This is a genomic window from Desulfonatronum thiodismutans, from assembly GCF_000717475.1.
Classification (GTDB): domain Bacteria; phylum Desulfobacterota; class Desulfovibrionia; order Desulfovibrionales; family Desulfonatronaceae; genus Desulfonatronum; species Desulfonatronum thiodismutans.
In genome coordinates, this window is record NZ_JPIK01000004.1 from 65,225 (window position 1) to 91,671 (window position 26,447).

At 58.1% G+C, this 26,447-nt stretch carries 22 protein-coding genes and 1 pseudogene; 13 read left to right on the forward strand and 10 right to left on the reverse strand.

Annotated elements, in window-relative coordinates:
* Window positions 1–185 precede the first annotated feature (185 nt).
* Both GY33_RS0100885 and GY33_RS0100890 read left to right on the forward strand, forming a co-directional pair.
* On the forward strand, window positions 186–395 hold the full coding sequence (locus GY33_RS0100885; RefSeq protein WP_031385525.1) for a 2-hydroxymuconate tautomerase family protein: 210 nt from the start codon (window positions 186–188) through the stop codon (window positions 393–395).
* A 1-nt stretch (window position 396) separates the two neighbouring features.
* A complete protein-coding gene (locus GY33_RS0100890) occupies window positions 397–741 on the forward strand; it encodes a tRNA-binding protein (protein WP_031385526.1) in 345 nt (114 codons plus the stop codon).
* 149 nt (window positions 742–890) lie between these two features.
* On the opposite strand, the gene GY33_RS21895 is transcribed toward GY33_RS0100890, so the two are convergent.
* The 3 genes from GY33_RS21895 to GY33_RS0100905 all read right to left on the reverse strand — a co-directional run bounded on the left by GY33_RS21895 (window position 891) and on the right by GY33_RS0100905 (window position 4,567).
* Complete coding sequence (locus GY33_RS21895; protein ID WP_407637353.1) at window positions 891–1,028, reverse strand: ATP-binding protein; 138 nt, start codon at window positions 1,026–1,028, stop codon at window positions 891–893.
* Window positions 1,029–1,069: 41 nt separating this feature from the next.
* Window positions 1,070–2,485, reverse strand: coding sequence for a sigma-54-dependent transcriptional regulator (locus tag GY33_RS0100900; RefSeq protein WP_031385527.1), 1,416 nt, complete (start codon window positions 2,483–2,485; stop codon window positions 1,070–1,072).
* Between the two features lie 162 nt (window positions 2,486–2,647).
* The gene (locus GY33_RS0100905; RefSeq protein ID WP_031385528.1) at window positions 2,648–4,567 is read right to left on the reverse strand and encodes a hybrid sensor histidine kinase/response regulator; all 1,920 of its coding nucleotides are present in this window, start codon (window positions 4,565–4,567) and stop codon (window positions 2,648–2,650) included.
* Between the two features lie 389 nt (window positions 4,568–4,956).
* On the opposite strand from GY33_RS0100905, the gene GY33_RS0100910 reads away from it, so the two are divergent.
* The 10 genes and pseudogenes from GY33_RS0100910 to GY33_RS0100950 all read left to right on the forward strand — a co-directional run bounded on the left by GY33_RS0100910 (window position 4,957) and on the right by GY33_RS0100950 (window position 17,263).
* Window positions 4,957–6,297, forward strand: coding sequence for a glutamine synthetase family protein (locus tag GY33_RS0100910; RefSeq protein ID WP_235185425.1), 1,341 nt, complete (start codon window positions 4,957–4,959; stop codon window positions 6,295–6,297).
* Window positions 6,298–6,352: 55 nt separating this feature from the next.
* Window positions 6,353–7,483, forward strand: a complete 1,131-nt coding sequence (locus GY33_RS0100915) for an acyl-CoA--6-aminopenicillanic acid acyl-transferase (RefSeq protein WP_031385530.1) — start codon at window positions 6,353–6,355, stop codon at window positions 7,481–7,483.
* Between the two features lie 47 nt (window positions 7,484–7,530).
* On the forward strand, window positions 7,531–9,099 hold the full coding sequence (locus tag GY33_RS0100920; RefSeq protein ID WP_031385531.1) for an ABC transporter substrate-binding protein: 1,569 nt from the start codon (window positions 7,531–7,533) through the stop codon (window positions 9,097–9,099).
* A gap of 146 nt (window positions 9,100–9,245) precedes the next feature.
* Window positions 9,246–10,211 (forward strand): carbohydrate ABC transporter permease, encoded by a 966-nt coding sequence (locus tag GY33_RS0100925; RefSeq protein ID WP_031385532.1) that lies wholly within the window; start codon window positions 9,246–9,248, stop codon window positions 10,209–10,211.
* Window positions 10,208–11,071 (forward strand): carbohydrate ABC transporter permease, encoded by an 864-nt coding sequence (locus GY33_RS0100930; protein WP_031385533.1) that lies wholly within the window; start codon window positions 10,208–10,210, stop codon window positions 11,069–11,071. The genes GY33_RS0100925 and GY33_RS0100930 overlap by 4 nt, the downstream gene beginning before the upstream one ends.
* Window positions 11,068–12,201, forward strand: coding sequence for an ABC transporter ATP-binding protein (locus GY33_RS0100935; RefSeq protein WP_035270954.1), 1,134 nt, complete (start codon window positions 11,068–11,070; stop codon window positions 12,199–12,201). The genes GY33_RS0100930 and GY33_RS0100935 overlap by 4 nt, the downstream gene beginning before the upstream one ends.
* Complete coding sequence (locus GY33_RS0100940) at window positions 12,182–13,336, forward strand: ABC transporter ATP-binding protein (protein ID WP_051822153.1); 1,155 nt, start codon at window positions 12,182–12,184, stop codon at window positions 13,334–13,336. The genes GY33_RS0100935 and GY33_RS0100940 overlap by 20 nt, the downstream gene beginning before the upstream one ends.
* 124 nt (window positions 13,337–13,460) lie before the next feature.
* Window positions 13,461–13,658, forward strand: a pseudogene (locus GY33_RS21590) (radical SAM protein); the annotation flags it as partial.
* 312 nt (window positions 13,659–13,970) lie between these two features.
* Window positions 13,971–14,384 carry a hypothetical protein gene (locus tag GY33_RS21595; protein ID WP_235185449.1) on the forward strand — a complete coding sequence of 138 codons (414 nt, stop codon included), beginning with the start codon at window positions 13,971–13,973 and terminating at the stop codon, window positions 14,382–14,384.
* A gap of 140 nt (window positions 14,385–14,524) precedes the next feature.
* A complete protein-coding gene (locus GY33_RS0100950) occupies window positions 14,525–17,263 on the forward strand; it encodes a molybdopterin-dependent oxidoreductase (protein WP_051822154.1) in 2,739 nt (912 codons plus the stop codon).
* A 273-nt stretch (window positions 17,264–17,536) separates the two neighbouring features.
* Here GY33_RS0100950 and GY33_RS0100955 read toward each other — a convergent pair whose 3' ends face one another.
* The 4 genes from GY33_RS0100955 to GY33_RS0100970 all read right to left on the reverse strand — a co-directional run bounded on the left by GY33_RS0100955 (window position 17,537) and on the right by GY33_RS0100970 (window position 21,764).
* On the reverse strand, window positions 17,537–18,352 hold the full coding sequence (locus tag GY33_RS0100955) for a carbohydrate ABC transporter permease (protein ID WP_031385538.1): 816 nt from the start codon (window positions 18,350–18,352) through the stop codon (window positions 17,537–17,539).
* Entirely contained in the window at window positions 18,349–19,224 is an 876-nt protein-coding gene (locus tag GY33_RS0100960; RefSeq protein ID WP_031385539.1) for a carbohydrate ABC transporter permease, read from the reverse strand. Before GY33_RS0100960 ends, GY33_RS0100955 begins: the two co-directional genes overlap by 4 nt.
* Window positions 19,225–19,320: 96 nt before the next feature.
* Complete coding sequence (locus GY33_RS0100965) at window positions 19,321–20,601, reverse strand: ABC transporter substrate-binding protein (RefSeq protein ID WP_031385540.1); 1,281 nt, start codon at window positions 20,599–20,601, stop codon at window positions 19,321–19,323.
* An 86-nt stretch (window positions 20,602–20,687) separates the two neighbouring features.
* Window positions 20,688–21,764: an ABC transporter ATP-binding protein gene (locus tag GY33_RS0100970; RefSeq protein ID WP_031385541.1), complete on the reverse strand. Its 1,077-nt coding sequence runs from the start codon at window positions 21,762–21,764 to the stop codon at window positions 20,688–20,690.
* A gap of 297 nt (window positions 21,765–22,061) precedes the next feature.
* On the opposite strand from GY33_RS0100970, the gene GY33_RS0100975 reads away from it, so the two are divergent.
* The gene (locus GY33_RS0100975; RefSeq protein ID WP_031385542.1) at window positions 22,062–22,433 is read left to right on the forward strand and encodes a TraR/DksA family transcriptional regulator; all 372 of its coding nucleotides are present in this window, start codon (window positions 22,062–22,064) and stop codon (window positions 22,431–22,433) included.
* A 119-nt stretch (window positions 22,434–22,552) separates the two neighbouring features.
* Here GY33_RS0100975 and GY33_RS0100980 read toward each other — a convergent pair whose 3' ends face one another.
* The 3 genes from GY33_RS0100980 to GY33_RS0100990 all read right to left on the reverse strand — a co-directional run bounded on the left by GY33_RS0100980 (window position 22,553) and on the right by GY33_RS0100990 (window position 26,443).
* Window positions 22,553–24,415, reverse strand: coding sequence for an EAL domain-containing protein (locus GY33_RS0100980; RefSeq protein WP_051822155.1), 1,863 nt, complete (start codon window positions 24,413–24,415; stop codon window positions 22,553–22,555).
* Between the two features lie 323 nt (window positions 24,416–24,738).
* Window positions 24,739–25,116, reverse strand: a complete 378-nt coding sequence (locus GY33_RS0100985) for an amphi-Trp domain-containing protein (RefSeq protein WP_031385544.1) — start codon at window positions 25,114–25,116, stop codon at window positions 24,739–24,741.
* Window positions 25,117–25,237: 121 nt separating this feature from the next.
* A complete protein-coding gene (locus GY33_RS0100990; protein WP_031385545.1) occupies window positions 25,238–26,443 on the reverse strand; it encodes a GAK system CofD-like protein in 1,206 nt (401 codons plus the stop codon).
* Window positions 26,444–26,447 lie beyond the last annotated feature (4 nt).

The window sequence follows — 26,447 nt, forward strand, 5'->3', positions numbered from 1 at the left end:
GAAATGGCCGTGAACCTGGCATCCCTCACGGTCGTTTTCCGCGACATCCCGGAACGACAATCGAACTTCCATGCAGAGGACGTGCCGAGAAGGCCCGGATACCCGAAAGCGCGACGGCGAACGAACGGATTTCGGGCCAATCCTCGGCGTGGAAACGAAACCTCATCCCGCTCAGGAGCGAGACAATGCCGTACGTGAACATCAAGATCACAAAAGAAGGAGCCACCGCGGAGCAAAAGGCCCGGCTGATCCGGGGCGTCACCCGCCTGCTGGCGGACGTGCTGGACAAGAACCCGCGAACCACGGTGGTGGTCATCGACGAGGTGGAGACGGACAACTGGGGCATCGGCGGAGAACAGGTCACCGCCCTGCGCCGCAAACAAAAGGAGGGATGAAATGGCCGAGGAGACCATTTCCTGGCAGGAGTTCGAACGGGTGGAAATCCGCGTAGGCACGGTGGTGGACGCCCGACCCTTTCCCGAGGCCCGCAAACCGGCCTACATCGTGGAGGTGGATTTCGGCCCGAAAATCGGCCGCAAGCGGACCAGCGCCCAGGTCACGGACCACTACGCCCCGGAAGACCTCATCGGCCGACAGGTGGTCGGGGTGACCAACTTCCCGGCCAAACAGATCGGCCCGATGCGTTCCGAGTTCCTGCTGACCGGATTCTACCACCAGGACGGAGGGGTGATCCTTGCCGTGCCGGACAAGCCCGTGCCCAACGGGGCCAAACTGGGATAAGAAGGTTTCCATCCAATTTCGTCTTATTCCCTCGGCCCACTTCACCCCGGCCCGTCCCTGCATCCTGAAGAATTTGTGCAAGGCGTTGACCACGAGGGTGCCAATCGGCATTGATAATTGACCTTCGGCTTCACCCCATCGGACATCCGTTACCCCAGGCCCCAGCTTGCGTTTCCAATCGCCATGATCTCGAAGTGACGCTTGACACGATCCAGAAGGCCCCCTCTCATATCGACGTCACCGAAGACCCGCGTCCACTCGTCGAAGCTCAAATTGGCAGTGATCATCACCGACGTCTGCTCGAAGAGTTTTGGAAGCGGGTGGAAGATCAGCTTCGATTCCTCCTGGGGGTTGGGAGTCGGGAAATGCCGAGATGTCTGTAGATGCTGGGAATGCTCAGCCCGGAGATGTCGCTTGCCTTTACGAGATCGTTTCCGCTGACGATCAGGAGTTCCTTGAAGTACTTGCGGTTGCACATCGCCCTGTACTCTTCGTAAGCCGGCATCATGAGGGGTTCCGGTTCGGTCAATTTCTGGGGAGGAACAGTGCCGTCGCAACCCCGGTCTTTTGCACCGTTCGCCAGAAGAGACAATCGAACGGCCGCTGGCAAGTGTTTCGGGTAAATATCACTGTCCTTGCCGGCCTCAATGATGGTCGACTCGATGACGTTGCGCATTTCTCGAATGTTCCCCGGCCAATGATAGCTTTGAAAAACCGCAAGAAGCTGCCTGGAAAGACGTTTTTCGGGAATCTTGTAACGGGTGCAGGTCGCCGAAATGAAGTGCTCAGCCAGCGTTTCGAGATCTCCCTCCCGTTCCCGCAGCGGCGGAAGATGAACCTCCAGGGTCCGCAACCTGAACAAGAGATCTTTCCGGAACAGCCCTTCGTTGGACATTGCTTCCAAATTTCTGTTCGTCGCGGCCAGCAGCCTGAAATCGCTTAAATACTCCCTGTGTGCTCCAACAGGACGGAATCGTTTTTCCTGAAGAACCCGCAAAAAGTTTTTTTGCAATGAGACCGGCAGCTCGCCGACTTCATCCAGAAATAGTGTGGCCTTGTCAGCCTCGGCGATCAGTCCGCCACGGTCCGAAACGGCACCGGTGAACGATCCCCTGGTGTGGCCGTAAAGCGTACTTTCGAGAAGAGTTTCCGACAGGTTTGAACAATCGACGACGACAAACGGCCTGTCTTTGCGCACGCTGTTGGCATGAATCGCCCTGGCGGCCAGTTCCTTGCCGACCCCGGTCTCGCCGAGAATCAGGACGTTCGCGTCGCTCTCAGCCGCCTTGCTGAGTGTTCTCAAGATGCGCTGCATGACGGGACTCCGGGCGATCATGCCGCTATCGTGGAGCCTTACGGAGCGGCACTGTTCAACCTTGTGCTTGGCCCGATACTCCAGAGCACCGGTCAGCGCGGACCGAATGACCAAGGGCGAGGCCGGTTTGCGGATATAGTCCCAGGCTCCCCGACGCAAGGCCTCCTCCGCTCCATAGTTGTCGCCAAGGCCCGTGATGACGATGATTTCCGGCTTGGAAGAGGTCGCCCGAAAGGTGTCGATGGCCTTTTGGCCTTCGCCGTCCGGCAGCCCCAGGTCCAAAAAAATTACATCCACGTCCCGCGACGCTAGAGCCGCTCCCTCCGCCAAACTTCCGGCCAGAAAAGTTTCATGGCCCATGTCTTCCAGACAGCGATGCAGTGTCCGGCGGACCATCTCTTCATCATCGACGATCAATATTTTTGCCATTCCCACTCCATTATGGATCGTCCTCCTGACCATCCGTGACGTCTGAGGCCGAAACCGAAATATTTTACCTTTTCGACATCACTGCCTCTTTGGACCTCAAATATAAGTAGGTCCGGTGTCCATGCCCCAAAACAGGTCGAAAATACCGATGCAGGCAAAAGATCAGCCATTTCCTCCTCGAAAGCGACGAACGCTCTCCAGCAGCTTGCCCGGCGTCATTGGCTTCATCAGAAAACCGGCAATGCCGACCGATCTGGCCTCTTCTTCCAGTTGCGCCTCAACATGCCCAGTGCAGATAACGATGGTGGATTTCGGTTCATGGTTCAGGATGGTTCTGGCCATTTCTATTCCGGACATTCCGGGCATGGAGTGATCGGCGAGAATCAGGTCGAACGGCTCATCGGCCATGAGGTATTGCTTCAGACCAAGCTCTCCGCTCTCCGCGGTCACGACATCGAACCCGGCCTCGCGAAACACGCGCTGCATAGCTTGTATCGCGCCCATGTCGTCGTCCACCAGAAGCAGTCGCGTCGGCTTGCGCCCTTTCGGACCGCCATCGTGCTCTTGCTTCAAGGTTTCCTGTGGGGAAGGCGCGACAAAAGGAAGGTAAACGGTGAATCGAGACCCGTTCCCCGACGAACTGCTGACCCGAATCACTCCGCCATTACTCGTGACGATGGCATGCACCACGGCCAGCCCCATTCCGGTTCCTCCGCGATCCCTTTTGGTCGTGTAAAAAGGCTCAAACACCCTGTCCAAGTTTTCGAGGTCAATGCCGATCCCGGTATCCATCACCTCCAACACGACGTACTCGCCTTGGGGCATGCCTTCCTGAATGCGCTCCACGAAGCCGTCCATGACCACCCGGCTCACGCGGACGGAAAGGTCGCCTCCGTTGGGCATGGCCTGTACGGCATTCCGGCAGAGATTAAGCAGGAGTTGCTGGATCTGCGACGGGTTGGCCGATATCCAGTCTCGATCCGTCTGGTAGTCGACGTGCAGACGAACGCTTGCTGGAAGCGAGGCTTGCAGTAAGTCCAGGCTTTCCTGGGCCGATTCCACCAGCCGGAGGGGAAAACGTTTCAAATTTTGTTGACGGCTGTAATCGAGAACCTGCTCCACCAGGTCCGCGGCTCGATACGCCGCGCGCAGGGCTTCGCCCAACGGCTCGTTGATCAGCGGATCGGCGGACTTGCCCAGGGCATAGTCGACATTAAAAATGATCGGCACCAGGTTATTGTTCAAGTCATGGGCGATGCCACCGGCCAGCACGCCCACGGCGCGCATTTTCTGCGCCTGGTACAGCTCACGTTCGACACGTTTCAGTTCGGTGATGTCCACTCCCAATTCCATGACCAACGGCAGACCATTCTCATCCTCGAACGGATAGTCGTAAATCCGAAATGTCCTCCCGAGCCGGTCCACGAATTCCCATTCCTCGGGCATTCCCGTCTCGAAGACGCGGAATGTCGGACACTGCGGACAAGCAGAACTCCGTCCGGCAAAAACCTCATAGCAGGGGCGACCGACGGTCTCGCCGTAAAAAATCAGCGTCTTTTGATTGGCATAGGCAACGCTGTAATCCGGGCGCTGCATATAGACGAACAGCGGTAGATGTTCGATGACCTGATAGAACAGAGAGCGTCCACGCCGGGAAAGGTGCTCTATCCGCCGCCTGGCGGTCCGCTCGGCAAGAAGGGCCCGCCGCAACCGGGTCGTGGAGGGAACGGCCCGCGTTTCCAACAGCACAAACCCGGGGTAACCGTTCAAAGGCATCAGGCGCACCCCCAGGTATTCCGGCTCGTTCCTTCCTGAGGAGCGCTCAAACTCCAGTTCCTGTGCCTCCGCCTCTCCCCGGACTCTCTCCAGTCCGGCAGCCAAAGCCCCCCCGCTTCCTTCCAAACCGTTAAGCCCCCCTGACTGAAAATGCCACGCCCCATTTTTTTTGCACAGAAACGAGCTGATTTTTTCATTCGCATAAACGACCCGATTCACCGGGTCGATGATCGCGATGCCTTGAGCACACTGTTCCGCATATCCGCGCAGTAAGGACAAAGCCTGTTCGTTTAAATGATTCAGCATGAGCCGACACCCCTGGATAGCCAGATTTGTAATTTTACACTTATCGAACAGCATTCAAAAAATCAACAAATCAATAACTAAAAAAAATTCATATATTTTAAAATATTAATTTAATTTTTGAAAAATAAATTCTTATTTTTAAGAATTATATCGTGCAATTCGAGCACGCAAAGCCGCTTAACGAGTTTTGCCAAAACAGAAAAAATCCATGTACGCTTTTTTACAAATTAAAACAATATATTAAAAATGCAACAATATTACCGGCACGGGAATTGATAGAAGATTGAGGATTGATTCAAGTACCGAATCAGGCTTTCCCTTGTTCATATCTTAAAAAAGGAAAAAAAATGGCTAAAAAAACAGCAAATCCGAATTCGATTGAACAAATTATGAAAACTATTCGAGACCATGATATCCACTTCATTCGCTTCGAACAGGCCGACCTTCACGGGATATCCAGAAGCAAAACCGTTCCCATCGGTAATTTCCTGAATTATTTGGAAGACGGCCTGAATTTTTACGGTGGGCTTCTGGGACTTGACGTGCAGTCGCTCGTACCCAGCGGGACCGGTTGCGCGGAAGAGGTTTGCTTCGCGGACCATCTCACTGTCCCGGACTTATCGACTTTCACGGTCCTGCCCTGGGTTCCAAACACGGCCAACATCACCGTGGACCCGTTCTGGTACGATGGTTCGCCGTCCATGGCTTCTCCACGCTTGCTGCTCAAAAAGATCATCAACGACTTCGATGAAATGGGGTACGTCTGTCGACTCGGCTATGAATTCGAGTTTTATGTCCTACACAAGGACACAAGGACGCCGGTTTACCAGGGTCAACCGATTTTCGTGACTCTGAAAAACAATTTCGACATTGCTTACACCTATGATCTGATGCGCAAGATGGACGCGGCCGGTGTGCGGATCATCACTCAGAATTCCGAACACGGACCGGGACAACAGGAAATCAACCTTTACTACAAGGACGGTCTGGAGGCCGCTGACACGGCGTTTCTCTTCAAGACGGGCCTCAAGGAGATTTCGCTTCAGCACGGTTACATCGCGACATACATGACCAAACCATTCATCGATTCCAGCGCCTCCGGTTCGCACTTCCACATCAGTCTCATCGACAAGCGGACCGGGAGAAATGTCTTTGAAGCTCCGGATGAACAGTATGGGTTGTCCGACGTGGCCAAGAATTTTTTGGCCGGCCTCCTCAAGCACGCCAAGGCCAATTCCATTTTCACGGCCCCGACCATCAACTGCTACAAGCGGTATCGCGTCAACTCCTTTGCTCCGCATAGCGCGACATGGGGCATGGAAAACCGAACCGTGGGCATTCGCGTCAAGGGATGCCGCGGACAAAGCACCCACTTGGAAAACCGGCTCGCCTGCGGCGGAACCAACCCCTACCTCCTTGCCCTTTGCACCCTTGCCGCCGGATTGGAAGGCATCAAATCCTCTCCGGACCTGCCCGAACCAGTGATGGACATTGCTTACGACCGAAACGACGTTCCCAAGCTTCCATTCAGCCTGGACGAGTCGATCCAGGCATTTGAAAACGACACCGACCTGCATTGCGTCCTTGATCCGGAATTCATCAAACTCGTCCTGGCGGTCAAAAAGTTCGAGGTCCAAACCGCCAAGGCCCAATTCGACGACTACGGGACGCCAAACTTCAACAACCGCGTCGATCCCTGGGAATGGGACTATTTCATGGAATTCATCTAGACGAACGCGCCCGAAATCCTCCAGTCCTCCTTCTGACAATACGGAAGAACAACAAATGATTACACCGCATATCCCTGTCCTGGAACTTTCCGGCTCTCCTTATGAAATCGGCCATGCGCACGGCTCCAGCCTGAAAACCGAAATCCGGGCTTTCGCGGGAACCATCGCCAACGTCCATGACGTCAACAATCCTTGGTTCAACATCGAACACGAACGACTTTCGACCTTCGCCATGCGGAACATCGGTTTTCTGGAGCGGTTCTCTTCGGACCTTGTCCAGGAAATGCGGGGGATCGCCGACGGAGCGGGCATCGACTTTGAGGCGGTGCTTCTGCTGAACACCTTCCTGGAACTGGAAGACCTGCGAGCGCCCACTCTGGGAGGAACCCTTCTCGCCAACCGACTCTGGGGCTGCACGACATTCAACGTCTCCGGCCGGGACGGACGGGAAGGCAGATCGTTTTTGGGCCAGACCTACGACATGGAGCGTTATTATCGCGATTTTTTGTGCCTTCTTCGCGTCAAGCCGGCTTCGGGGCCGGAAATGTTGATCGTCACTCTGGCGGGAATCCTCGGGCTCGTCGGACTGAACAGCGCCGGAATCTGCGCCGTCATCAACAAGATCGTGGCCACGGACGCGCGCCCGGGGGTGATTTATCCCTTTGTCATGCGAGGCGTTCTGGGCTCTGAACGTATCGGAGACGCCTTGGGCAACGTCATTTTTTCACCCAGAGCCAGTGGATTGAATTACCAACTCTCCTCTCCGGACGCGGCATTTTGCGTGGAAACCTCGGCCACCCGATACGAAATTCTGTCCATGGACGGTTCGCTGGCCCATACGAACCACTACGTGGGCTCGACCATGCGGCAATTTGAGACGCCGAACTGGCTCAGCCACGGCGGCAGCATGGTCCGCAAACAGGTCGCTGACAACTTTCTGCGTCGCAGCAGTGGAAACCTGGACCCGGAGCGGCTGAAGGAATTGACTCGCGATCACACCAATTACCCCAGGAGCATCTGCGCCCACGGCTTCCAGGACGAGTCCTCGGAGGTCGCATTTGAGACCATTTTCGCGATGATCATGGACCCGGTCGAGCGCCACATGGACCTGTGCGTCGGAAACCCATGTCAAAATCACTATATTCGCCATTCGCTTCAAGCCAAGTCGTCAGACATGGCGGAGTGACTTTTACCGTTCCAAAAATATCAACCAGTCAACCGGAGGTTTCAAAAATGCGACAACACGATCAGGGAAAGGTCCAGACAACGTTACGACGCTTTGATGAAGGCAAACTAAGCCGTCGCAAGTTTTTGCGCGATATGTCGATCCTCGGGGTGTCGGCGTTCGTGGCCAATGCCGTCAGTCTGTCACCTCTCGGCGCGGTCAAGGCGTTCGCCGCGATCCACGGCGCCGAGGAACGCGCCTGGGATCTGGCCAAGGCGGCCGCGGCCAAGGCGGAAAAGAAGACTCTGACTCTGCTCATTCCCACGGGGTCCATCGGCAACATGACCCCCTATGTGGAGAAATGGAAGAACGAACTCGGCATCACTCTGGAATTCATCGAGGAACCGGATGAAGTCGTACATACCAAGGGCATGCAGGAAGCGGTCGCCAGGACCGGGACCTACGACGTAATGATGCCCACTGCCATGTCGTATCCGGACTGGATCGACGCTGGAGTGATTTACGACCTGACTGAGTGGACAGAACAGCATGATCCGGAACTGTTTCATCCGGAGTGGGGGGTCGTCTTTCCCGCCAGCCACCATGCGCAGCTCTACAACGGACGTGTTGCCGGACTGCTGAACGACGGCGATCAGATCACCCTGCTCTGTCGTTCGGATCATCTCGACAATCCCGACAAGGCCAAGACCTTCGAGGACGCCCATGGGTACAAACTGGACGTGCCGCATACCTGGAAGGAATATTACAATCTGGCAAAATTCATGCACAACCCTTCCGAAGGGTTCTACGGCAGCTTGGAGTACAGATCCCCGTACTACGTCAAATGGATGTTCATGCAGCGGCTCATTTCCAAGGGGCGCCTCTATTTTGACAATGAGCTGAACCCGACCTTCAACTCCGACGAAGGCATCGCCGCTCTGGAAGACATGCTGGCCATGAACGAATTTCTGCATCCGGACGCATTCAGCTTCACCTGGTCTTCGAACTACAACGCCTTTGGACGGGGCGAGGGATTCATGAACATCGTCTGGCCATCCGGATACAAATATTCCAAGGCTCCCTCCACCGGCCCGGCCACCACCGGAAAAATCAGAGCCACGGTCATGCCGGCGGACACTCTGGCCGACGGAACACTTCTTTACGCCGGCCTGTTCTGCTGGGGATACGGGTACGCGGTCTCGAGGTATTCCGCCAATCCCGAGCTGGCCTATGCCTACGCACAATGGATGACTTCCCCGACCATCTCCGCGGACGCCATCCCCTATCTTGGCGGCTACTCGGATCCTTACCGAAGGAACCACATGCTCGCTCCCACCCAAAGGCTCGTCGACACCTACTCCGTGGAGTACCTACAGACCTTGTACGACAACATGGTCAACACCGTTCCGGATTTTTGCCTTCCTGGCGGTTTTGAATACCAGGACGCCCTGGACAGGGAGGTCAATGCCTGCATGACCGGCTCAAAGCGCCCCAAACAGGCCCTGGATGACGCGGCCAGAGCCTTCGAGCGGATTACCCGGCGGGTTGGGAGAGAAAAGGTGCTCAAATCCTGGCTGGCACTGAGCAAGAATCTGGCCGACCCCATTCGCAAGGCCAGCGGCGCGGACAAATGGTAACCCGCTAATCAGCATCGAGAGCATGCCGGTCGCCCCGATTGAGAGCGTGGCCGGCATGCTCGAAAAAAAGCCGAGGGATGCATGGAGTGATGCCGTTTCGCGGCAATAATTCGTTGCAGTGCCTAAAAAGCAGAGGAAGCGCGAGAATGAAGACTGAAGTAGCCCCGGAAATCCAGACGACCATGCAACGGGAAGTCATCCCCGCGACCAAGGCGCACAGGAACAAAAACGGACGAGGCGTTTCCCGGTATATGACCGTGCCCGGGCTGCTCGTCTCGCTTTTCGTGCTCGTTATTCCCTTGCTGGTCGCGTTGTATATGAGCTTCACCGACTGGTCCCCGACACGCGGAACCTTGCTGGACGCCAATTTGATCGGGTTCGAGAATTATAGTGAATTGCTGTTTTGGGACAACCGCTTTCTTCATGCCGTTGTTCGGACACTGCTGATTTCCGGCACCTGTCTGGTGTTGGAATTTTCCCTGGGACTCGGCCTCGCCGTCTTGTTCCTGCGCGAGTTTCGAGGAAAGTCGGTACTGTTCTCGGCATTCCTGACTCCGATGATGGTCCTTCCAGTGGTGGTCGGCTATATTTTCTGGATGCTGTTTCAATCCAACGGTCCGGTTAATCAACTCCTGGAAATCATGTTCGGTGCCGAAGCAGCGGTTCTGTGGTTTCGCAGTCCGAGTCACGCCGTGGCCGCCGTGATCATCACCGAGGTCTGGCACTGGACACCTCTGTTTTTCCTGATCCTGCTTTCCGGCCTGAAATCCATCCCCGAAAATCCGGTTCGGGCTGCGATCATTCTTGGCGCAAGCCCTCGCCAGGTTTTCTGGAGGGTGGTCATGCCGATGCTCAAGCCCGTGATCATCGTGGCTTTCATTATCCGGGCCATGGAAGTGATCAAGCTTTTCGACGAAGTGTTCATGTTGACCAGAGGTGGTCCCGGCTCTTCGACGGAAACCATCAGCCTCTACATCTACAAACTCGCTTTCAATGATTTCCAACTGGCATACGCGGCGGCGGCGGCCTTTCTCGTCCTGATCGGCTCGTTAACGCTGATCCACCTCATGCTCTTGCCGGTGCGGGATCGACTTTTGGAGGGCAATCGATGACGGAACCCAAAAAGCTGACCACGATCCAGGCGATAATTCTGTTTATCGCCCTGATCCTGACCCTTTTCCCAATATTCTGGATCGTCATGACGGCCATCAAGCCTCCGACGGACTGGAACGCGTCACCGGCCATCTGGATCCCCTCGGAGCCCACGCTGGTCAACTTCATGACCTTGTTTGATCCGGACGCGATTCGTGCCTACGGGGTCGGAGGGGTCAGCCAAGCGGCGACGAGCGCGGTCATCGGCTCGATCATCGCCTCGGTGACCGCGACCATCTTCTCAGTTGCCATCGGCCTTTTTTCGGCCATCGGCATCTCCCGGTACGCGAAGAACAGCAAGTGGACCCCCCTGGTCATTCTTTCCGGGAGAATGTTCCTGCCAGCGGCCATAGCAGTACCCTTCGTGATTATTTTTTCAAATATCGGCCTGACGGACACCTACACCGGACTGATCGCCATCTACGTGGCGATCACCCTGCCTTTTTCAACGTGGATGCTGAAGAGCTTCGTGGACGACCTCCCGAGAGAAATCGAGGAAGCGGCCATGATCGACGGCAGATCCAGACTGATGGCGCATATCACCGTGACCATCCCCTTGATCAAGGGCGGCCTGTTCGCAACGACCATGTTTATCTTCATTTTGAATTGGTCCGAGTTTCTCTTCGCCCTGGTGCTGTCCTACAGCAACATCAACACCATTCCCGTGCAACTGGCCAAGTACGTCACGGCCACCGCGGGCACACTGTACGGCGTTCAGGCGGCGCTGGCCGTCCTGGCCATGCTGCCTCTGATTGTCGTCGGCTACTATATTCAGTCTCATCTTGCACGGGGCATGACCTTCGGAGCGATCAAACAATGAGCAAGCCGAAACTGGAACTCGTCGCCCTGCGGAAGGAGTACGACGATGGGGCGGTCGTCGCTGTGGACGACATCGACCTGACCATTGCCTCGGGGGAAACCATCGCCCTGCTTGGCTCGTCCGGATGCGGAAAATCCACGACCCTGAACATGATCGTCGGGCTGGAGCAGCCCACATCCGGAGATATTCACGTCGATGGGCGGTCCGTCGTGAAGGTGCCGGCTGGAAAGCGAAACATCGGTTTGGTCTTCCAGGACTATGCCGTGTTCACCTCCATGACGGTCTACAAAAATCTTGCTTTTGGCCTGGAAGTCCGGAAAAAGCCGCGACACGAGGTTCACAAGGCCGTCCACGAAGTAGCGGAACTCCTGGGGCTCAAGGATCGGTTGAAAATATCCGCCAGGGAACTAGGCGGGTCAGAACTGCAACGAGTGGCCATCGGGCGAACCCTGGTCACGAAACCGGACATTCTTCTCCTTGACGAGCCCCTCTCAAACCTCGAGGCGGAGTCCCGCCTGGCCATGCGGAGGGAACTGCGCCGGTTGCAGCGCGAGATCGGGCTGACCATTATCTACGTCACCCACGATCAGATCGAAGCTCTGTCCCTGGCAGACCGGATCGCGGTGATGAATGCCGGAAAAATCGTCCAGGTGGAGCGGACCCCGGAGATCTGCCGACGCCCGGGGCATGTGTTCGTCGCCGGCTTCCTCGGGTCGCCCCCCATGAACCTCTTCCAGGGACGCTTTAAATCCCATGGGGAGCGAACGTATTTTGAGCACGACGACTTTTCCCTCAACCTGTCGGCGGCCTGGGATCACGCATCAATGCCGACCGGCTGGATTGTTCTGGGAGCGCCCCCGGAAAGCCTGCGGCTTGTTCCTCCAGGAACCGGGGATGTTCCAGGCGTCATTTCCCGGGTGGAGCCGAGAGGACCGGAAAGAGTGGTCACGGTTGCGGTTGGCGGGCAAGCCGTCAATCTCCTCACCCGTGCCGCCGGGCCACAGCCGCTGGTCGGGGACTCCGTCGGCATCGCCTTTGATCCCGAGGTGTTTCACGTTTTCGACGCGGACTCGAATCTACGAACTGATCTTACCGAAACAAAGGTGGAACATGGCGAACCAGCATACTGACACAGCTTGTGAACCGTCCCTGGAAGTCCGCGGTCTGCGAAAGGACTTCGGCAAGACGACGGCCCTGCGGGACGTCTCCTTCACCGTTCCCAAGAATTCCTTAACCGTGATCCTCGGTGCGGCCGGAGCGGGGAAGACGACGACCTTGCGGATCATTGCCGGACTGGATGAACCGACGTCAGGCTCCGTGTTCATCAACGGACGCGATGTCGGGGGGTGGGAACCGAAAGACCGCGACGTGGCCATGATGTTCGACAACCTGGCCCTGTACCCGAATAAAAGCGGATATTTAAACATCGCCAGCCCTTTACTGATCCAAGGCGTCCCTGAAGACGAAGTCAGAAAGAAAGTCCTGGAAGTCGCGGAGACGCTCCATATCGGACGGATTCTCGACCGCCTCCCAGGGACCATGAGCGGCGGTGAAAAACAACGGATCGCCCTCGGCCGGGCATTGATAAGGGAACCTGCCATTTTTTTACTTGATGAACCGCTGTCCAGTCTCGACGCCAAACTTCGGGTCGAACTCCGCACCGAGCTGCGCAGACTCCAGAAAGAGTCCGGACAAACGTTTCTTCTGGCCACCCCGGATTACCATGAAGCATTGGCCATAGCGGACACGGTAATCATGCTTCAGTCCGGAAAGGTCGTCCAGTGCGACTCTCCGCAAGCACTCTATGACCGTCCGGCGCATCGCCTGACGTCCGAATTTATCGGCTCGCCGCTGATCAACATCCTCCAGGGCCGAATTTTTCCGGACGAGTCCAACATTCTTGAATTTTTCGGATTTAGAATGCCATTGACTCCATCAATGTCCTCCACCCTCGCCGCGATCCCGGATGGATTCGACATCGGCCTGCGCCCCGAAAATATTTCCATCACGACGCCGTCCGCGACGACTTCCCAAGGAAAATTGATCGACGTCGAACCCCTCGGATCGCGATCCGTCCTAACAATACACAATGATTTCGGCGAAGTTCGACTGCTCGTGCCCGCCAAGGACTTGCAGGAGTCGAAAATTGGAAGCACGCTGGCCGTCAAGGTCGATCAGCCGGAGCAGATATTGTATTTCGACCGGACAACGGGCCAAAGTATAGGAATGGAGACGAATCCAGACGACGCAAAGCCACGTCCATGACGCGATTCAAGACCGACGCCTTGCGGAAGAAACGGACAGATCATAAAAGATCCATATTAAAATGATTAAAGTATTCACGACGTATCGGTGCAATATTTCCTGCTCTTATTGTTTCGCGAAGGAAATGCTCCGATTTTATCCTTCCGACATCTCCATCGACAACTTCGACAAACTCCTGCGATGGGCGGAAAAATCCGATATCCAAACCCTCGCGTTTATCGGCGGAGAGCCGACCCTGCATCCGGAGCTGGGAACGATGCTCAGGAAAACAAAAACACATGGGTTCACCGTCGTTGTTTTCACAAACTGCCTGTTTGAAAAACATTTCGCAGCAACATTGGCCGCACATGCCTCCAACATCGTCGTCAACTACAACCATCCTCAAAGTTACTCCGATGCGCACCGTGCTCGGATCAAGGCAAACCTGGGCGATCTGACCGCTCTCGGTGGAAGGATTACGTTTTCCAAAAACTTCTCCCAAACGAATCTCGACTACGACTACCTTCTCGAAGCGATCGACCAGTATGGCGTCCGTTCGGTTCGTTACGATATTTCGCGCCCCAGTGGCAACGCGAAGAATGATCACTATCAACTCAAGGACACCAAGCCCGTCATCTCGCATATCGTCGGCTTCGTGAAAGCCTGTGAGTCTCGCGGTGTCCGGACTGGCCTGGACTGCAGCATCCGGCTCTGCGACGTCAACGAGGAAGACCGACGCTATCTAGAACGGGTCTCGTCGAAATTCAGCGGGATCTGCCAACCCTCCATCGATGTCCACCCCGATCTTTCCGCGTCGTACTGTCTTCCCCTGTACACCATGAAAGCCGACGATATCACGACCTTTTCGGACAAAAACGCGGTATTGGGCTATTTCGCCAAACTGGCCCGTCCAGTACGCCACGGGAACGTTTCCACGGAATGCCTGGCCTGTAAGGACTTCATGCTCCGCTGCCAGGGAGGCTGTCTGGCATTGCAAAGCCGGTCTCAAGTCATGCACGGCCCTGATCCCGAATCAGCCAGGGTCACCTTGCCTATCCGGCCCTTTTAGGAACAAAATCTCTTGTTGCTGCCCCCCAGCTCTTTGCCCCCGCATTCACAGAGACTCCCGACGGTCGCGGTCATGATTCCGGCGAGTGCCGCGAGCTCTCGCGAAGGATGCGGAATTCCTTCAATGAATCGAGCAAAACTATGACCATGAAAACAATCATCCCAACGACCTGCACCCGAGACTGCCCCAGCACCTGCGGGCTTTTGGCAACAGTGGAGAACGGACGCCTGGTCCGGTTGAGCGGGAACCCCGACCATCCGCTGACCAGGGGGGCGGCCTGCGGGAAGACGGCGCGGTACGTGCGGCGGGTCTACAGTCCGGAACGGGTCACGGCCCCGATGATCCGACGCGGCGGGCGCTGGGAGATCGTGACCTGGGATGCGGCCCTGGACCTTGTAGCCGAGCGGATCAAGACGGTGATCGCCGAATCCGGTCCCGAAGCCATCCTTTACTACCAGGGATACGGGGAGCGTACGGCTCTGAAGCTGCTCAACCGCTATTTCTTCAGCCTGCTGGGCGGCGTGACCACCCCGCGCGGCTCTCTCTGCGGCGGGACGGGTCAGGCGGCCCAGAATCTCAGTGTCGGCGACCGGGTCTCTCATGACCCGCTGGATCACGCCAACAGCCGGTCCATGATTCTCTGGGGCCGCAATCCGGTTTCCACCAACGCCGGTCTGGTTCCGATCATCCGGGATCTGCGCCGACGCGGCGGGCCGATTTTGCTGGTCGACCCGGCCCGGACCCGTTCCGCGGCCCTGGCGGATCACCATATCGCGGTGCGCCCAGGCCGCGACGTCTTCCTGGCTTTGGCCGCGGCCAAGCTGATCCTGGCCGCCGGGGCCGAGGACAAACCATTCCTGGAACGGCACGCCGAGGGAGTGCGGGGTTTTCTGGATTTGGTGGAGAGGCTCAGCCTGGATCAGCTCTGCAACCGGGCCGGGGTCTCCGAGGATCAGGTTCGGCTGATCGCCGACACCCTGATCACCGCCAGGCCCACGTCCATTCTTCTCGGCTGGGGGCTGCACCGGCATGCCCAGGCCCATCAATCCATCCAGGCCATCGACGCCCTGGGAGCGCTCAGCGGCAATCTGGGCATCCCTGGAGGCGGCGTCAGTCAGGGCTTTGAAGAGTACGGACCCTATGACCAGCGTTACTGGGGAGACGAACTGCATCCACCCAGGCGCACCCTGCTCATGCCTCGGATCGGGGAGGAGATTTTGAACGCGACCAACCCGAAAATCCGGATGATCTTCGTCACCGCGGCCAACCCGGTATGCATGGCCCCCAATACCGACAAGGTCAGCCGGGCCTTTCGGCAAACGGAATTCGTGGTCTACAGCGGTCATTTTCTGGACGACACCGCGGACCATGCCCATGTCTTTCTTCCCGCGACCACGTTTCTGGAAGAACAGGACGTCATGGCCAGCTACGGCCACAATTACGTCGGCGCGGTGAACAGGGTCATCGAGCCGGTGGGCGAGTGCCGGTCGGAATTCTGGATGTTTCAGGAACTGGCGCGACGGTTTCCCTTTGCTTCGGAATATCGCCGAGGGCTGGAAGAGTGGCTGGAAAACGTCTGCGCGCCTCTTAGAGAACAGGGCCGGGATCAGGGCGGGGACTTGCAGGCGCTGCGAAGTCGTCCCTTTCGGGTCAACGCGCCCATGGTTCCCTACGCGGACCGTAGCTTTCCTACTCCTTCGGGAAAGTTTCGCTTCCTGGAGCGCCTGGATGAGGCCGAGCCGTCTCCGGAGACTCCGGATTTCCCCTACACCCTGCTCACCGTCGCCCCCCATGACGCCATTTGCTCGGAACGGACCCTCGCGGACCATGAACCGCTGCCCGCGGTCGTTCTGTCCTCGCGCCAGGCCGCCGGGCTGGGGCTTGAGCAAGGTCGGCTGGTCAAGGTCTTCAGTCCGCATGGAGCGGTCAAGGCCCGCCTCGGCGTCGACCCCGAGCTGCGCGAGGACATCCTCGTGGCCGAAAGGGGCGGGTGGGTCAAAGGGGAACACGGTCTGAACCGGTTGACCCGGGACATGGCCAGCCGGGTCGGCGACGGCTGCCCCTATTACGAGACCCGGGTGGCCGTGGCCCCTTGGCCCGCAGAGGACGTTCAGGACGTTCCCATCCTCGTGATCGAGCACAGTCCGCAAGCGCCGGGAGGCAACTTCGTCAAGGCCCTTCTCCGCCAAGGCGCGCGAGTAACCACCCTGAGGCCCTCGGACGGCGACGCCCTGTCGAACTGGCCCCAAGGACCGGAGAACTACGCCGGGCTCGTGGTCCTGGGCGGACCGCAACACGCCTTTGACGACGCCTCGTCCCCGCACTTTCCCCGGCTCATGGACCTGATGCGCGCCTTTGACGCGGCACACCGCCCCGTGGCCGGCATCTGCCTGGGAGCGCAACTGCTGGCCCGGGCCCACGGCGGAACCACCTACACCCTTTCCGGGCTGGAGTTCGGGTTCGTTCAGCACCACCCAACCCCGGCGGCCGGGGGCGACCCCGTCATCGGCGCGGCCCTGCCCTTGCCCCCCCTGATGGAATTCCACGAGGACTCGTTCACCCTGCCCCCCGGCGCGACCCTGCTTGTCCGAGGGGAGGCCTGTCCCAACCAGTGCTTCCGGGTCGGCCGCACCTCGTACGGCTTCCAATTCCACCTGGAGGCGGATTCAACGATTCTCGCCGACTGGCTGACGTTGTTTCGCCGGGGAGCCATTCCCGCCTACCGCGCCTACCAGGACCAGTTCCTCGATGGGTTCTACACGGACCTGACCAGACGCCTCCCCCTGCTCCTCGCCGACGCGACGGCCTTTTGCGACAAAGCCGCCCTGGCGTGGCTCCGGCTTTGCGGCCGAAGGTGCGGAGGCTTGGGGAAAGGATAGAGAGGATGGCTCAAGGCCTGTTGAGGCATGAGAACCTGAACCGCCCCCCGCTTCGCTCAAGGCTCTGAGTACGCCAAGAAGAGATCCTTCCGACAGGGAGAGCCAATGTTTTTGGAAAGCAGCTTCTTCCCTGCTTTCCAAAATTTCTATCTTGGAGACCTTGGAGCTTTGAGCGAAGCGGGCGGTTCATTTTTTGAGAATGAAAATGGGCGGATAATCAGGATGCCCGGCAATAGGCCGATCTCATCCCCATTTGCAATGAGCATCCTTGAATCACTTGATGCCCGAGCGCATGAAGCTCTGCACGAACTGGCGCTGGAACAGCAGGAAGGCGATGAGCAGCGGTGCAACGGCGATCAATGTTCCCGCCGTGATGATGGCGAAATTGACTCCGGATTCGGGCGCCCCGAAAATGGCCAATCCCACGGTCAGGGGTCTGGTGTCCACGGAATTGGTGATCACCAGGGGCCAGAGAAAATTGTTCCAGTGGTGGCTCACCGAAACCAGGCCGTAGGCGATGTAGGTGGGCTTGCCCAGGGGGACGTAGACGCTCCAGAGCACCCGCAGCCAGCCCGCGCCCTCCACCCGGGCCGCCTCCTCCAGTTCCCTGGGGATCTGCTTGAAGGTTTGGCGCAGCAGGAAGGTGCCGAAGGCCGAGGCCATGTAGGGCAGGGAAATGGCCGTGGTGGTGTCCACCAGATTCAGGCGGCTCATTAGTTCGTAATTCTTCACGATCAACTGGTCGGGCATGATCATCAACTGCACCAGAACGAGCATGAAGGCGATGTCCCTTCCGGGAAACGAAAAACGGGCAAAAGCGAAGGCAGCCAGGGTACACAAGAAGAACTGCCCGGCCAGGGTCATGCTCACGTAGGCGAAGGAATTCAGGAAGTAGCGGGCAAAGGGAGCGGTGTTCCAGGCCGTGCGAAAGTTGTCCAGGGTAAGCGGGGCGAACAGATCGAAATTGGCGATATACGCCGGAGGATGAAAGGCGGCCCAGGCCGCGTACAGCAGCGGTCCGGCCCAGATCAAGGCCAGGAGCCAGGCCCCGAAACTTTCCAGGTAGTGGGAAATCTTAGCGGAAATCATTGGTAGTGGGTCCGCCGTTCGAGGTACACGAACTGGCTCAGAGCCAAAACGGCCAGAACGGCCAGCAGGGCCATGGTCAGGGTGGAGGCGTAGGCGGTATCCCAGAAGGAAAAGGCCACCTCGTAAATGTAGTACAGCAGCAGCGAAGAAGCGTTGTTCGGGCCGCCCTTGGTCATGATGAACAGATGATCCACCAGCTTGAAGGCGTTGATCACGGCGTTGAAGAGGATGAACACCGTGGTGGGCATCAACAGCGGCCAGGTCACCCGGCGGAAGAAGTACCACCTGCCGGCCCCTTCGATCCGCCCGGCGTCCTGCAGCTCCGGGGAGATGGACTGCAGCGCGGCCAGATAGAAGATCATGAAAAAACCAGCCTCCTTCCAGATGGTCATCACGATCAAACAGCTCATCACGGTGGACGGTTCACCCAGCCAGTTGCGGCTGGGAAAGCCGAGCAGCCCGGTCAAGCCGTCCAGCAGCCCGATCTGCGGGGTGTAGAAAAAGAGCCAGATGTTGGCCACGGCAATCATGGGCAGCACGGTGGGCGTGAAGTACGCGGTGCGCACGATGCTGCGCCCGGACAGCTTGCCGTTGACCCACACGGCCATCAGCAAGGCCAGGCCGATGCTCAGCGGAATGGTTCCCGCGGCGAAGATGAAGTTGTTGCCCAGAACCTTCCAAAACACCGGGTCGTCAAACATCACCCGGTAGTTTTCCAGCCCCACGAACCTGGCCGGACGGGCCCCACGCGGGGTGGAGAAAAAGCTGGCCTTCAAGGTGGCCAGGATCGGGAAGTGGGTGAAGAGAAAAAACATCACCGCCGCCGGAAAAAAGAGCAGCCACCCGTACACTTGATTGGAAACCCGATACACCGTCACTCCTCGCGCCGCACAGAAGAAGGGGAGACAATTGAGATGGACTCGCCCCGATCCGAAGTACCGGACCGGGGCGGACCATCAGAATGCAACCTATTTGTAGGCGCGCAACACGCGATCAGCCGCGGACTGAGCGCCTTGCAGAGCCTGGGTCGGCTGGGCCTGCCCGGTGAGCACCGATTGAATGGCGTCGTCCAGGAACTTCTTCACCCGGGCCGTCTCATAGGTGGAAAATTCCGCCGTGGCGTACTCCAACTGATCCCGGGCCACGGCCGCCGCCGCAAAGCCTTCAACATACTCGGACAAGGCGGGCGTGGCGTAAGCGTCCGGGCGAACACCCACGTATCCGGTGGCGATGGACCAGTCAGCGGCCCGCTCTGGCGAGGTCATCCAGCGAATGAATTGCAAAGCCGCCTTCCGTTCCTCGGCGCTGGCCTGCTTGAACACATAAAAATTGCCGCCACCCGTGGGGCTGCCGCGGCGCTGCTTGGCCGGGAGCATGGCCACTCCAAAATCAAAACGGGCCTCATTGCGCACCGGGGTCAGGTTGCCGGTGGTGTGCCACATCATGGCCGTGCTGCCCTCCAGAAATTTCTGGCGCAGCGTTCCCCAGTCGATCACGCCCCTGGGCATCACGTCGTGAGTATGGGACAAATCACGCCAGAATTCCAGGCTTTCCACCACGGCGGGATGATCAAAGTATACCTCTGTGCCGTCACCGGACATCAGCACCTGGTTGTTCTGCATGGCAAAGGCCTGAAACATCCAATAGGGATATCCCGAGGACGGGACGTGCATGCCCCACTGGGTCACGTTGCCCGAGGCGTCGCGCTTGGTCAGCTTCTTGGCCGCCTCGACCATTTCGTCCCAGGTGGCCGGCGGGCTCTCCGGATCCAGCCCGGCATCCCGGAAGGCGTCCTTGTTATAGTACATCACGATGGTCGAGCGCTGGAACGGGATGCCGTACACCTTCCCGTCCACCGTGCTGTTCTCCATCAGCGCGGGATAGAAGCTTCCCATCCATTGGCGCTCCTCGTCCGTGGCGACGAGATCATCAAAAGGAACGATTACATCCTGATCCATCAGGTCGAAGACGTCGATGGAAAACAGCACGGAAAGCTGCACCGGCTCTCCGGCGTTCAGCGCGGCCAGGGCCTTGGTCCGCGTGTCGTCGTAGTTCCCGGCGTACACGGCCTGGACCGTGATCCCCGGATTGTCCTTCTGGAAGTCGGCGATCATGTCGTCGATGATCTTGGTGATCGGTCCTCCCACGGCCACGGGGTAGTACATGGTCAGATTGACGTTCTGAGCCAGGGCCGACGTGCTCGTCATGAGCAGCAGACAAAAAACCATGGCGGTCGCGATAAGGCGCATGTAAGCTCTCCTTGTTTCTGGTTTCTGGTTGAAGAGGCCGAAAAGATGCCCCTGGACATTCGACCTTCAAGCCGTCCCGCCATCGATCAGCGGGCGGTTCCCGGGAGCACGAGCCGAGGCTCCAGGCCTTCGCGACGCTCCCCGCTCTCCGCGCTGAAAAGGTGGCTGCTTTCTCTGTCCCAAATCACGTGGATCGCATCTCCTGCCTGGTAGTCGAGCTTGCCGTACAAACGCATGACCACCTCCTGCCCGCTCACCTGGGCGGCGACCAGGGTGTCCGCGCCGTGATACTCCGTTCGAATAACCACGCCGGGAATTCCATCCTCAGCCGGGCGGACGTCTTCCGGGCGAACCCCAAGAAACAGAGGCTCGCACCCGCCCCGGACAATCATCCTCTCGCTTCCAGCAAGCGCGCAGCCCTCCCCAAAGGGTTCCAGAGTCAGCATGTTCATCGGCGGAGAGCCGATGAACTGGGCCGCGAACAAGCTGGAAGGCCGGGCATAGAGTTCCGCGGGAGAGGAAATCTGAGCCACGCGGCCATGATCCAGAAGAACGATGCGGTCGGCCATGGTCATGGCTTCCACTTGGTCATGGGTCACATAGACCATGGTCATACGCAGCTTGCGTTGCAATTCCAGGATCTCCCGACGCATTTCATGGCGCAGCTTGGCGTCCAGGTTCGAGAGGGGTTCGTCCATCAAGCAGATCGGCTGTTGCGAGACAATGGCCCGCCCCAGGGCCACTCGCTGGCGCTGGCCCCCGGAAAGCTGAGCCGGTTTGCGGTCCAGCAGTTCTCCAAGCCCCAGCATGCCCGCGGCATGGTCCAGGCGTTTCCGGATTTCGGCCTTGCCCAATCCCCGGATGCGCAGCCCAAAGACGATATTCTCCGCGACGCTCAAGTGCGGAAACAGGGCGTAGGATTGAAAGACCATGGAAATGCCGCGGCGATCCGGAGACAGCTTGGTCACGTCCTGCTCGCCGATCAACACCATCCCCGAACTGGCGTCGTCCAGGCCGGCAATGATCCGCAACAAGGTCGACTTCCCGCACCCGGACGGACCAAGAATCACCACCAATTCCCCGGATTCCACTTTAAAACTGATATTGTCCAGGGCCACGGCGTTCTTGAACACCTTGCCCACCTGATTCAATTCAATACGCATCGATGCAACTTCGTTTGGTTAAAAGCCTACCTTCCGTCACCTTACTGGCGGCTAACTACAAGATCGTAGCCAAATGCGTCAATCCATTCTCGACATTTCCGTTACAGTTTTGTGGCAATCAGGGTACGGGCTCTTCATGGTCACGCTTCAACCATGAGCCAGACGTATCGGGACGACGGTCAAAACGTCGAAGAAAATCCTCCTCTTTCGCATTGACGAGAAAACGTCGCATTCCCGACATGCTTTCGTCACGCGCCCTTGGTAGGAGTGTTCTGAAAAAAACCAGGAGGCAGCACTATGACCCACGATCAACTGTTTGTGTTTCGGAACCTGTTGCACGGTTTGATGGATCAGATTCGGGACAAGGGCACGGCCACGGCCGAGGCGATCAGCGGAATCTATCAGGCATGTCCGGATTTGAACGACCGGGCCTCCCTGGAATCGGATCGACACATGCTGATCCTGATCGGTCAGCGCGAAAGGAACCTGACGCGGCAAGTCCTGGCCGCATTGTCCCGCATCGACGACGGCACCTACGGCGTTTGCCAGGAATGCGACGAGCAAATCCCCCTCAAACGCCTGGAAATCCACCCCACCTCCACCCTGTGCGTGTATTGCCAGCAGGAACGGGAACGGGAGTCCGCAATGGGCGCGTTGGCCTGGGCCTGAGAGCAAGCCGCCGTCGATTCCCAACACGAGCCCGAAACGCGCCTTCCCGGCGTGCTTCGGGCTCAACGCTTTTCTCTACAACGCCGATGCTCCGAAGAGCCGAGCGCCGAACACTCAGCTCATTCCGCGTCCAGGCAGTTGAGTTTGCGGGAAGTGGGAATTTTCGCGTGTTTGGTGAGGATTGGAGCAAGGTCCGCGGCGGGCAGGGGGCGGGAGAAATAATAGCCCTGGATAAAATCGCAACCCTTTTCACGCAGAAACTCTTGCTGTTCGATTGTTTCCACGCCCTCGGCCACGACATTGAGCTTGAGGCTGCGGGCCAGGGCGATGACGGCGGTGGCGATGGTCGCGCCGTCGTCCTGGAGACCGATGCTCTGGATGAAGCACTTGTCGATCTTTAAAGTGTCGATGGGCAGGTTCAGCAGATAGTTCAGGGATGAATAGCCCGTGCCGAAGTCGTCGATGGCCACGAGAACGCCCATTTGCCCGAGCACGTTCAACGCGGTCCGGGCCTGCTTGATGTTCTCCATGAGTACGTTTTCCGTTAATTCCAATTCGAGACAACGCGGAGAAAGGCCGGTTTTGCGCAGGATGCGCTCAACGGTATCCGGGAAATCGGGCTGCTCCAATTGCCATCCGGCCAGATTCACGGCCATGCAGACACGGACCCCCAATTCGTCCTGCCACTGTTTGTTCTGGCGGCAAGCCTCGTGGAGTACGAACTCCCCGATGGAGGCCATCAGCCCCAGCTCCTCGGCCAGGGGAATGAAGGTCAAAGGCGGGACAAAACCCAGCTCCGGATGCTGCCAGCGAAGCAGGGCCTCCACGCCCACGACCCTGCCGGTGCTTAGTTCCACCTGGGGTTGGTAGTGCAGCAGGAGCTGATCCGCTTCCACGGCCTTGCGCAACTGGTTTTCCAAACTGAGCCGGGCGTTGACCTGAATGTTCATTTCCGGCTTGAAAAACTGGTAGTTGTTCTTGCCCTTTTCCTTGGCATGGTACATGGCCGCGTCGGAATTTTTCTGCAATTCCTCAGCATTCGCGGCATCCTGGGGATAAAAGGCCACGCCGATGCTTGTGGTCACCACCACCTCGTCACCCTCAAGAACAAAAGGCTGCCCCATGGCATGGATGATCTTCTGGGCGACCACCGCCGCGTCCTGGGGTGTTTCGACGTCATCCAGGATGATCGTAAACTCGTCCCCGCCCAGGCGGGAGACCGTGTCCTTTTTGCGCACGTTTTCCAATAAACGGCCCGCCACGCTTTTCAGCAGCCGATCCCCCACGGAATGGCCCAGGGTGTCGTTGATCAGCTTGAAACGATCCAGGTCCAGAAACATCAGGGCCACGGAGTGCCCGTTGCGCTCGGAACGCGTGCAGGCCTGGGTCAGCCGATCCTTGAACAAGAGTCGGTTGGGAAGATCCGTCAGGGCGTCATAGTGGGCGAGGTAGAACAGGTGGGCCTGCTTGCGCTCGGTAATGGCCCCCAGAAGGTCATGCCCGTTGCCGATGCCGGCGTACTTCCCCTGATCCGTCAGTATGAAACCGTCGTACATATGCTGCATGCCCGCGTCGATGATGATCCGGGCCAGATCGTCGATGGACACGTTCTTGTCCACGATCACCGGGCTGGCGGCCATGAACATGCTGATGGGCTTGCGACCATGGAGTTCACGAGTGAACGGTTGACTGAACATCTCATGCAGCTTGAAACGATTGATCAACCCCACTGGTTTGTTCTCTTGAACCACGGGCAGCACCATCAGATCCGGATGGTTGCGGAAGGTATCGTAAACATTGAGTAGGGGCACGGTGGGGGCGACATAGGGAGCCGGACGCATCAGGACGCAGGCACGGGGAGAGGATGAGTCTGGGCGGCCGCCGACGCATGCCGAATAGTCCAGTGATACGGGGTGGATGTTGGGCAAAGGTGGGGAGGAAACGTTTTTTTTCGGCATCAAATACTCGACTTGAGCGGTCATGGCTGTCCTTCAGCGTTCAGCTGCATTTTCTCGTGGTTTGTCAGGATGGATGGCAAGTTGCTCCATGACGCCGTTGTTTGTGGTCCCAATATCACCCTACCCGGAATCACGTGGTTACGACGAAGTTACGATTCAATGTCGGTTCAATGACAGTAGGCGCGAGGGTGTCGGGGCACGAAGCGTCGTGCCTCAACACCCCCGCGCCTTTCCTCGGCCACAAAAAAAGCGGCCCCGTACGGGGCCGCTTTGGTATTCGGAAGGGGTGACGAAACCGAACCGGCAATGCCACCGGCTCACGCGTCGTTCTTCCAGTCGGGGCTGGGCTAGCTCCGGTCAGTCTTGTCTACGCCGTCGGAATCCGAATCCGTGTCCTGATTTTCCGGCATTTCGATCACCGGACCGCTGACAGCCAGCGACGAGCCTTCGCTTTCGGCGTCCTGCTCCGGTTCGTCCGAGGAAATACTCATTTCCTGGGAAACCTCCCGGTACCAGGCCAACTCCATCTCGAACTTTTCCTTCCCTTTTTTCGAGGTAGCCTTGACCTCCACGTCCACCATCTTGTCCGGGCAAAGGGTCACGAACTGCTCGCCCTGTTGGACGCAGATCTTGCCCTCCTTCAAAGAATTCGCCAGATCCTCCAGATAGGTCACCACTTGGTTGACGTCCATCACGCCTTTCAACTTGACTTCCTTTTTCGACATGGTTCGCTCCTTTGATTGTTGGTTGCTTGTTCTCTTTCCCTTGAAGGAAGAAGTATTACTGCTGGGGGTTTCAACCAATGGGTTGAGACATATCACTGGCTTGAGTCCTGGAAAAAAGACCTCAGATCAGGGACAACAGGCTCCGAATCATCCTATCTCCGTCCAGGAAGGCTGCCGAGGACGCGTCGGAGTTGTTTCCGACCAGCGGGATACGCAGCACCTCGACCCCATGGGCCTGAACAGCGGACACATCCACGGACTGAGCGTAACACTCATCACGGGAATCCAGGAGCACAAGATTCAGCAGCCGCTCCACAGGCTGGGCCTCCATGCAGCTTTGGCGCAGGTAGCGCAGTAGGATGTCCGTATTGTCCGCCAGGGTCATCCCGAACTGCTCCGGGTCCGTCCCGGTGTTGGGCACATAGACCTTGGGGCAGTCGTTCTCCGCGATGGCCTGTCCCACGCCGTCCGGCAGAAGGTTGGCGATCAGACTGGAATAGAAGCTGCCCATGGGAAAGCAGATCAGGTCGGCCTGACGGATCAGGTTGCGCACCTTCTCGCGGATGGCCACCCGAACCAGCTCGCCCTCCGTTTCTCCGGAACGAATGTAAACCCGCTTGACCCTGGCGGTGATGGGCGGCGTTTCCTTGCCCGTGAGCAGATGCTGGCCGACGATGGTCTCGCCGTTTTCCAATTCCGCGGCCAGGTGCAGATAGCGGTTCATGGTCGGTCGGACCACGCCGCGCACCTCGGCCAGCTTGGAAAAGAGAAAGACCACCGAGTCGATGCGCCGCTGATTGGTCAGGTAGCCGGCGGTAAGGATCAGGTTCCCGATGCTGGCGCCGCGCAGATCGAAATCCTTCGGCATCTTTTCCTGGAAAATGCGCAGATAATTGCGGACGATCTTGCGCATCGGGTCCGGGATGCGCCGAACCAGTGCGTCCCGCCCCGCAACCAGCCGCTCCAGGCTGTGACGCAGTTCCTCCGGTGCGGCGCTTTTGGCCAGCCGGTGGGCGAACAGCTCCCGGACTTCCGGGTTGCCCCTCACGCTCTGGTCAGCCAGGGCCATCAACCTGCTGCGCAGATCCCCCACCGCGGGCATCCGGAAAGCTTCCCGCAGCTTGGCCGAACTGCCCCCGGAGTCCAGCGGCGTGACCAAATGAATGGAATTGTGCGTGTAACGAACCAGCTCCCGGCTCAAGGGGTTGAGAGCCGTGCCGCCGCTGAAGAACAGCACTCGCGGCCCCAGCTCCGGTGCCTTCAGATACCGGGCCAGGCGCAGTTCATCGGGAATCAGCGCGGTGCGGGAAATACGGATTTGTTGCACGGTG

Coding starts and splice junctions, on each gene's coding strand:
- GY33_RS0100985 (WP_031385544.1), bottom strand. CDS start 25,116: ATGTCGAAAAAGGAAGTCAAGTTGAAAGGCGTGATGGACGTCAACCAA.
- GY33_RS0100955 (WP_031385538.1), bottom strand. CDS start 18,352: ATGATTTCCGCTAAGATTTCCCACTACCTGGAAAGTTTCGGGGCCTGG.
- GY33_RS0100930 (WP_031385533.1), top strand. CDS start 10,208: ATGACGGAACCCAAAAAGCTGACCACGATCCAGGCGATAATTCTGTTT.
- GY33_RS0100905 (WP_031385528.1), bottom strand. CDS start 4,567: ATGCTGAATCATTTAAACGAACAGGCTTTGTCCTTACTGCGCGGATAT.
- GY33_RS21895 (WP_407637353.1), bottom strand. CDS start 1,028: ATGATCACTGCCAATTTGAGCTTCGACGAGTGGACGCGGGTCTTCGGT.
- GY33_RS0100980 (WP_051822155.1), bottom strand. CDS start 24,415: ATGACCGCTCAAGTCGAGTATTTGATGCCGAAAAAAAACGTTTCCTCC.
- GY33_RS0100965 (WP_031385540.1), bottom strand. CDS start 20,601: ATGCGCCTTATCGCGACCGCCATGGTTTTTTGTCTGCTGCTCATGACG.
- GY33_RS0100890 (WP_031385526.1), top strand. CDS start 397: ATGGCCGAGGAGACCATTTCCTGGCAGGAGTTCGAACGGGTGGAAATC.
- GY33_RS0100920 (WP_031385531.1), top strand. CDS start 7,531: ATGCGACAACACGATCAGGGAAAGGTCCAGACAACGTTACGACGCTTT.
- GY33_RS0100935 (WP_035270954.1), top strand. CDS start 11,068: ATGAGCAAGCCGAAACTGGAACTCGTCGCCCTGCGGAAGGAGTACGAC.
- GY33_RS0100950 (WP_051822154.1), top strand. CDS start 14,525: ATGACCATGAAAACAATCATCCCAACGACCTGCACCCGAGACTGCCCC.
- GY33_RS0100915 (WP_031385530.1), top strand. CDS start 6,353: ATGATTACACCGCATATCCCTGTCCTGGAACTTTCCGGCTCTCCTTAT.
- GY33_RS0100925 (WP_031385532.1), top strand. CDS start 9,246: ATGAAGACTGAAGTAGCCCCGGAAATCCAGACGACCATGCAACGGGAA.
- GY33_RS0100975 (WP_031385542.1), top strand. CDS start 22,062: ATGACCCACGATCAACTGTTTGTGTTTCGGAACCTGTTGCACGGTTTG.
- GY33_RS0100885 (WP_031385525.1), top strand. CDS start 186: ATGCCGTACGTGAACATCAAGATCACAAAAGAAGGAGCCACCGCGGAG.
- GY33_RS0100910 (WP_235185425.1), top strand. CDS start 4,957: ATGAAAACTATTCGAGACCATGATATCCACTTCATTCGCTTCGAACAG.
- GY33_RS0100940 (WP_051822153.1), top strand. CDS start 12,182: ATGGCGAACCAGCATACTGACACAGCTTGTGAACCGTCCCTGGAAGTC.
- GY33_RS0100970 (WP_031385541.1), bottom strand. CDS start 21,764: ATGCGTATTGAATTGAATCAGGTGGGCAAGGTGTTCAAGAACGCCGTG.
- GY33_RS0100900 (WP_031385527.1), bottom strand. CDS start 2,485: ATGGCAAAAATATTGATCGTCGATGATGAAGAGATGGTCCGCCGGACA.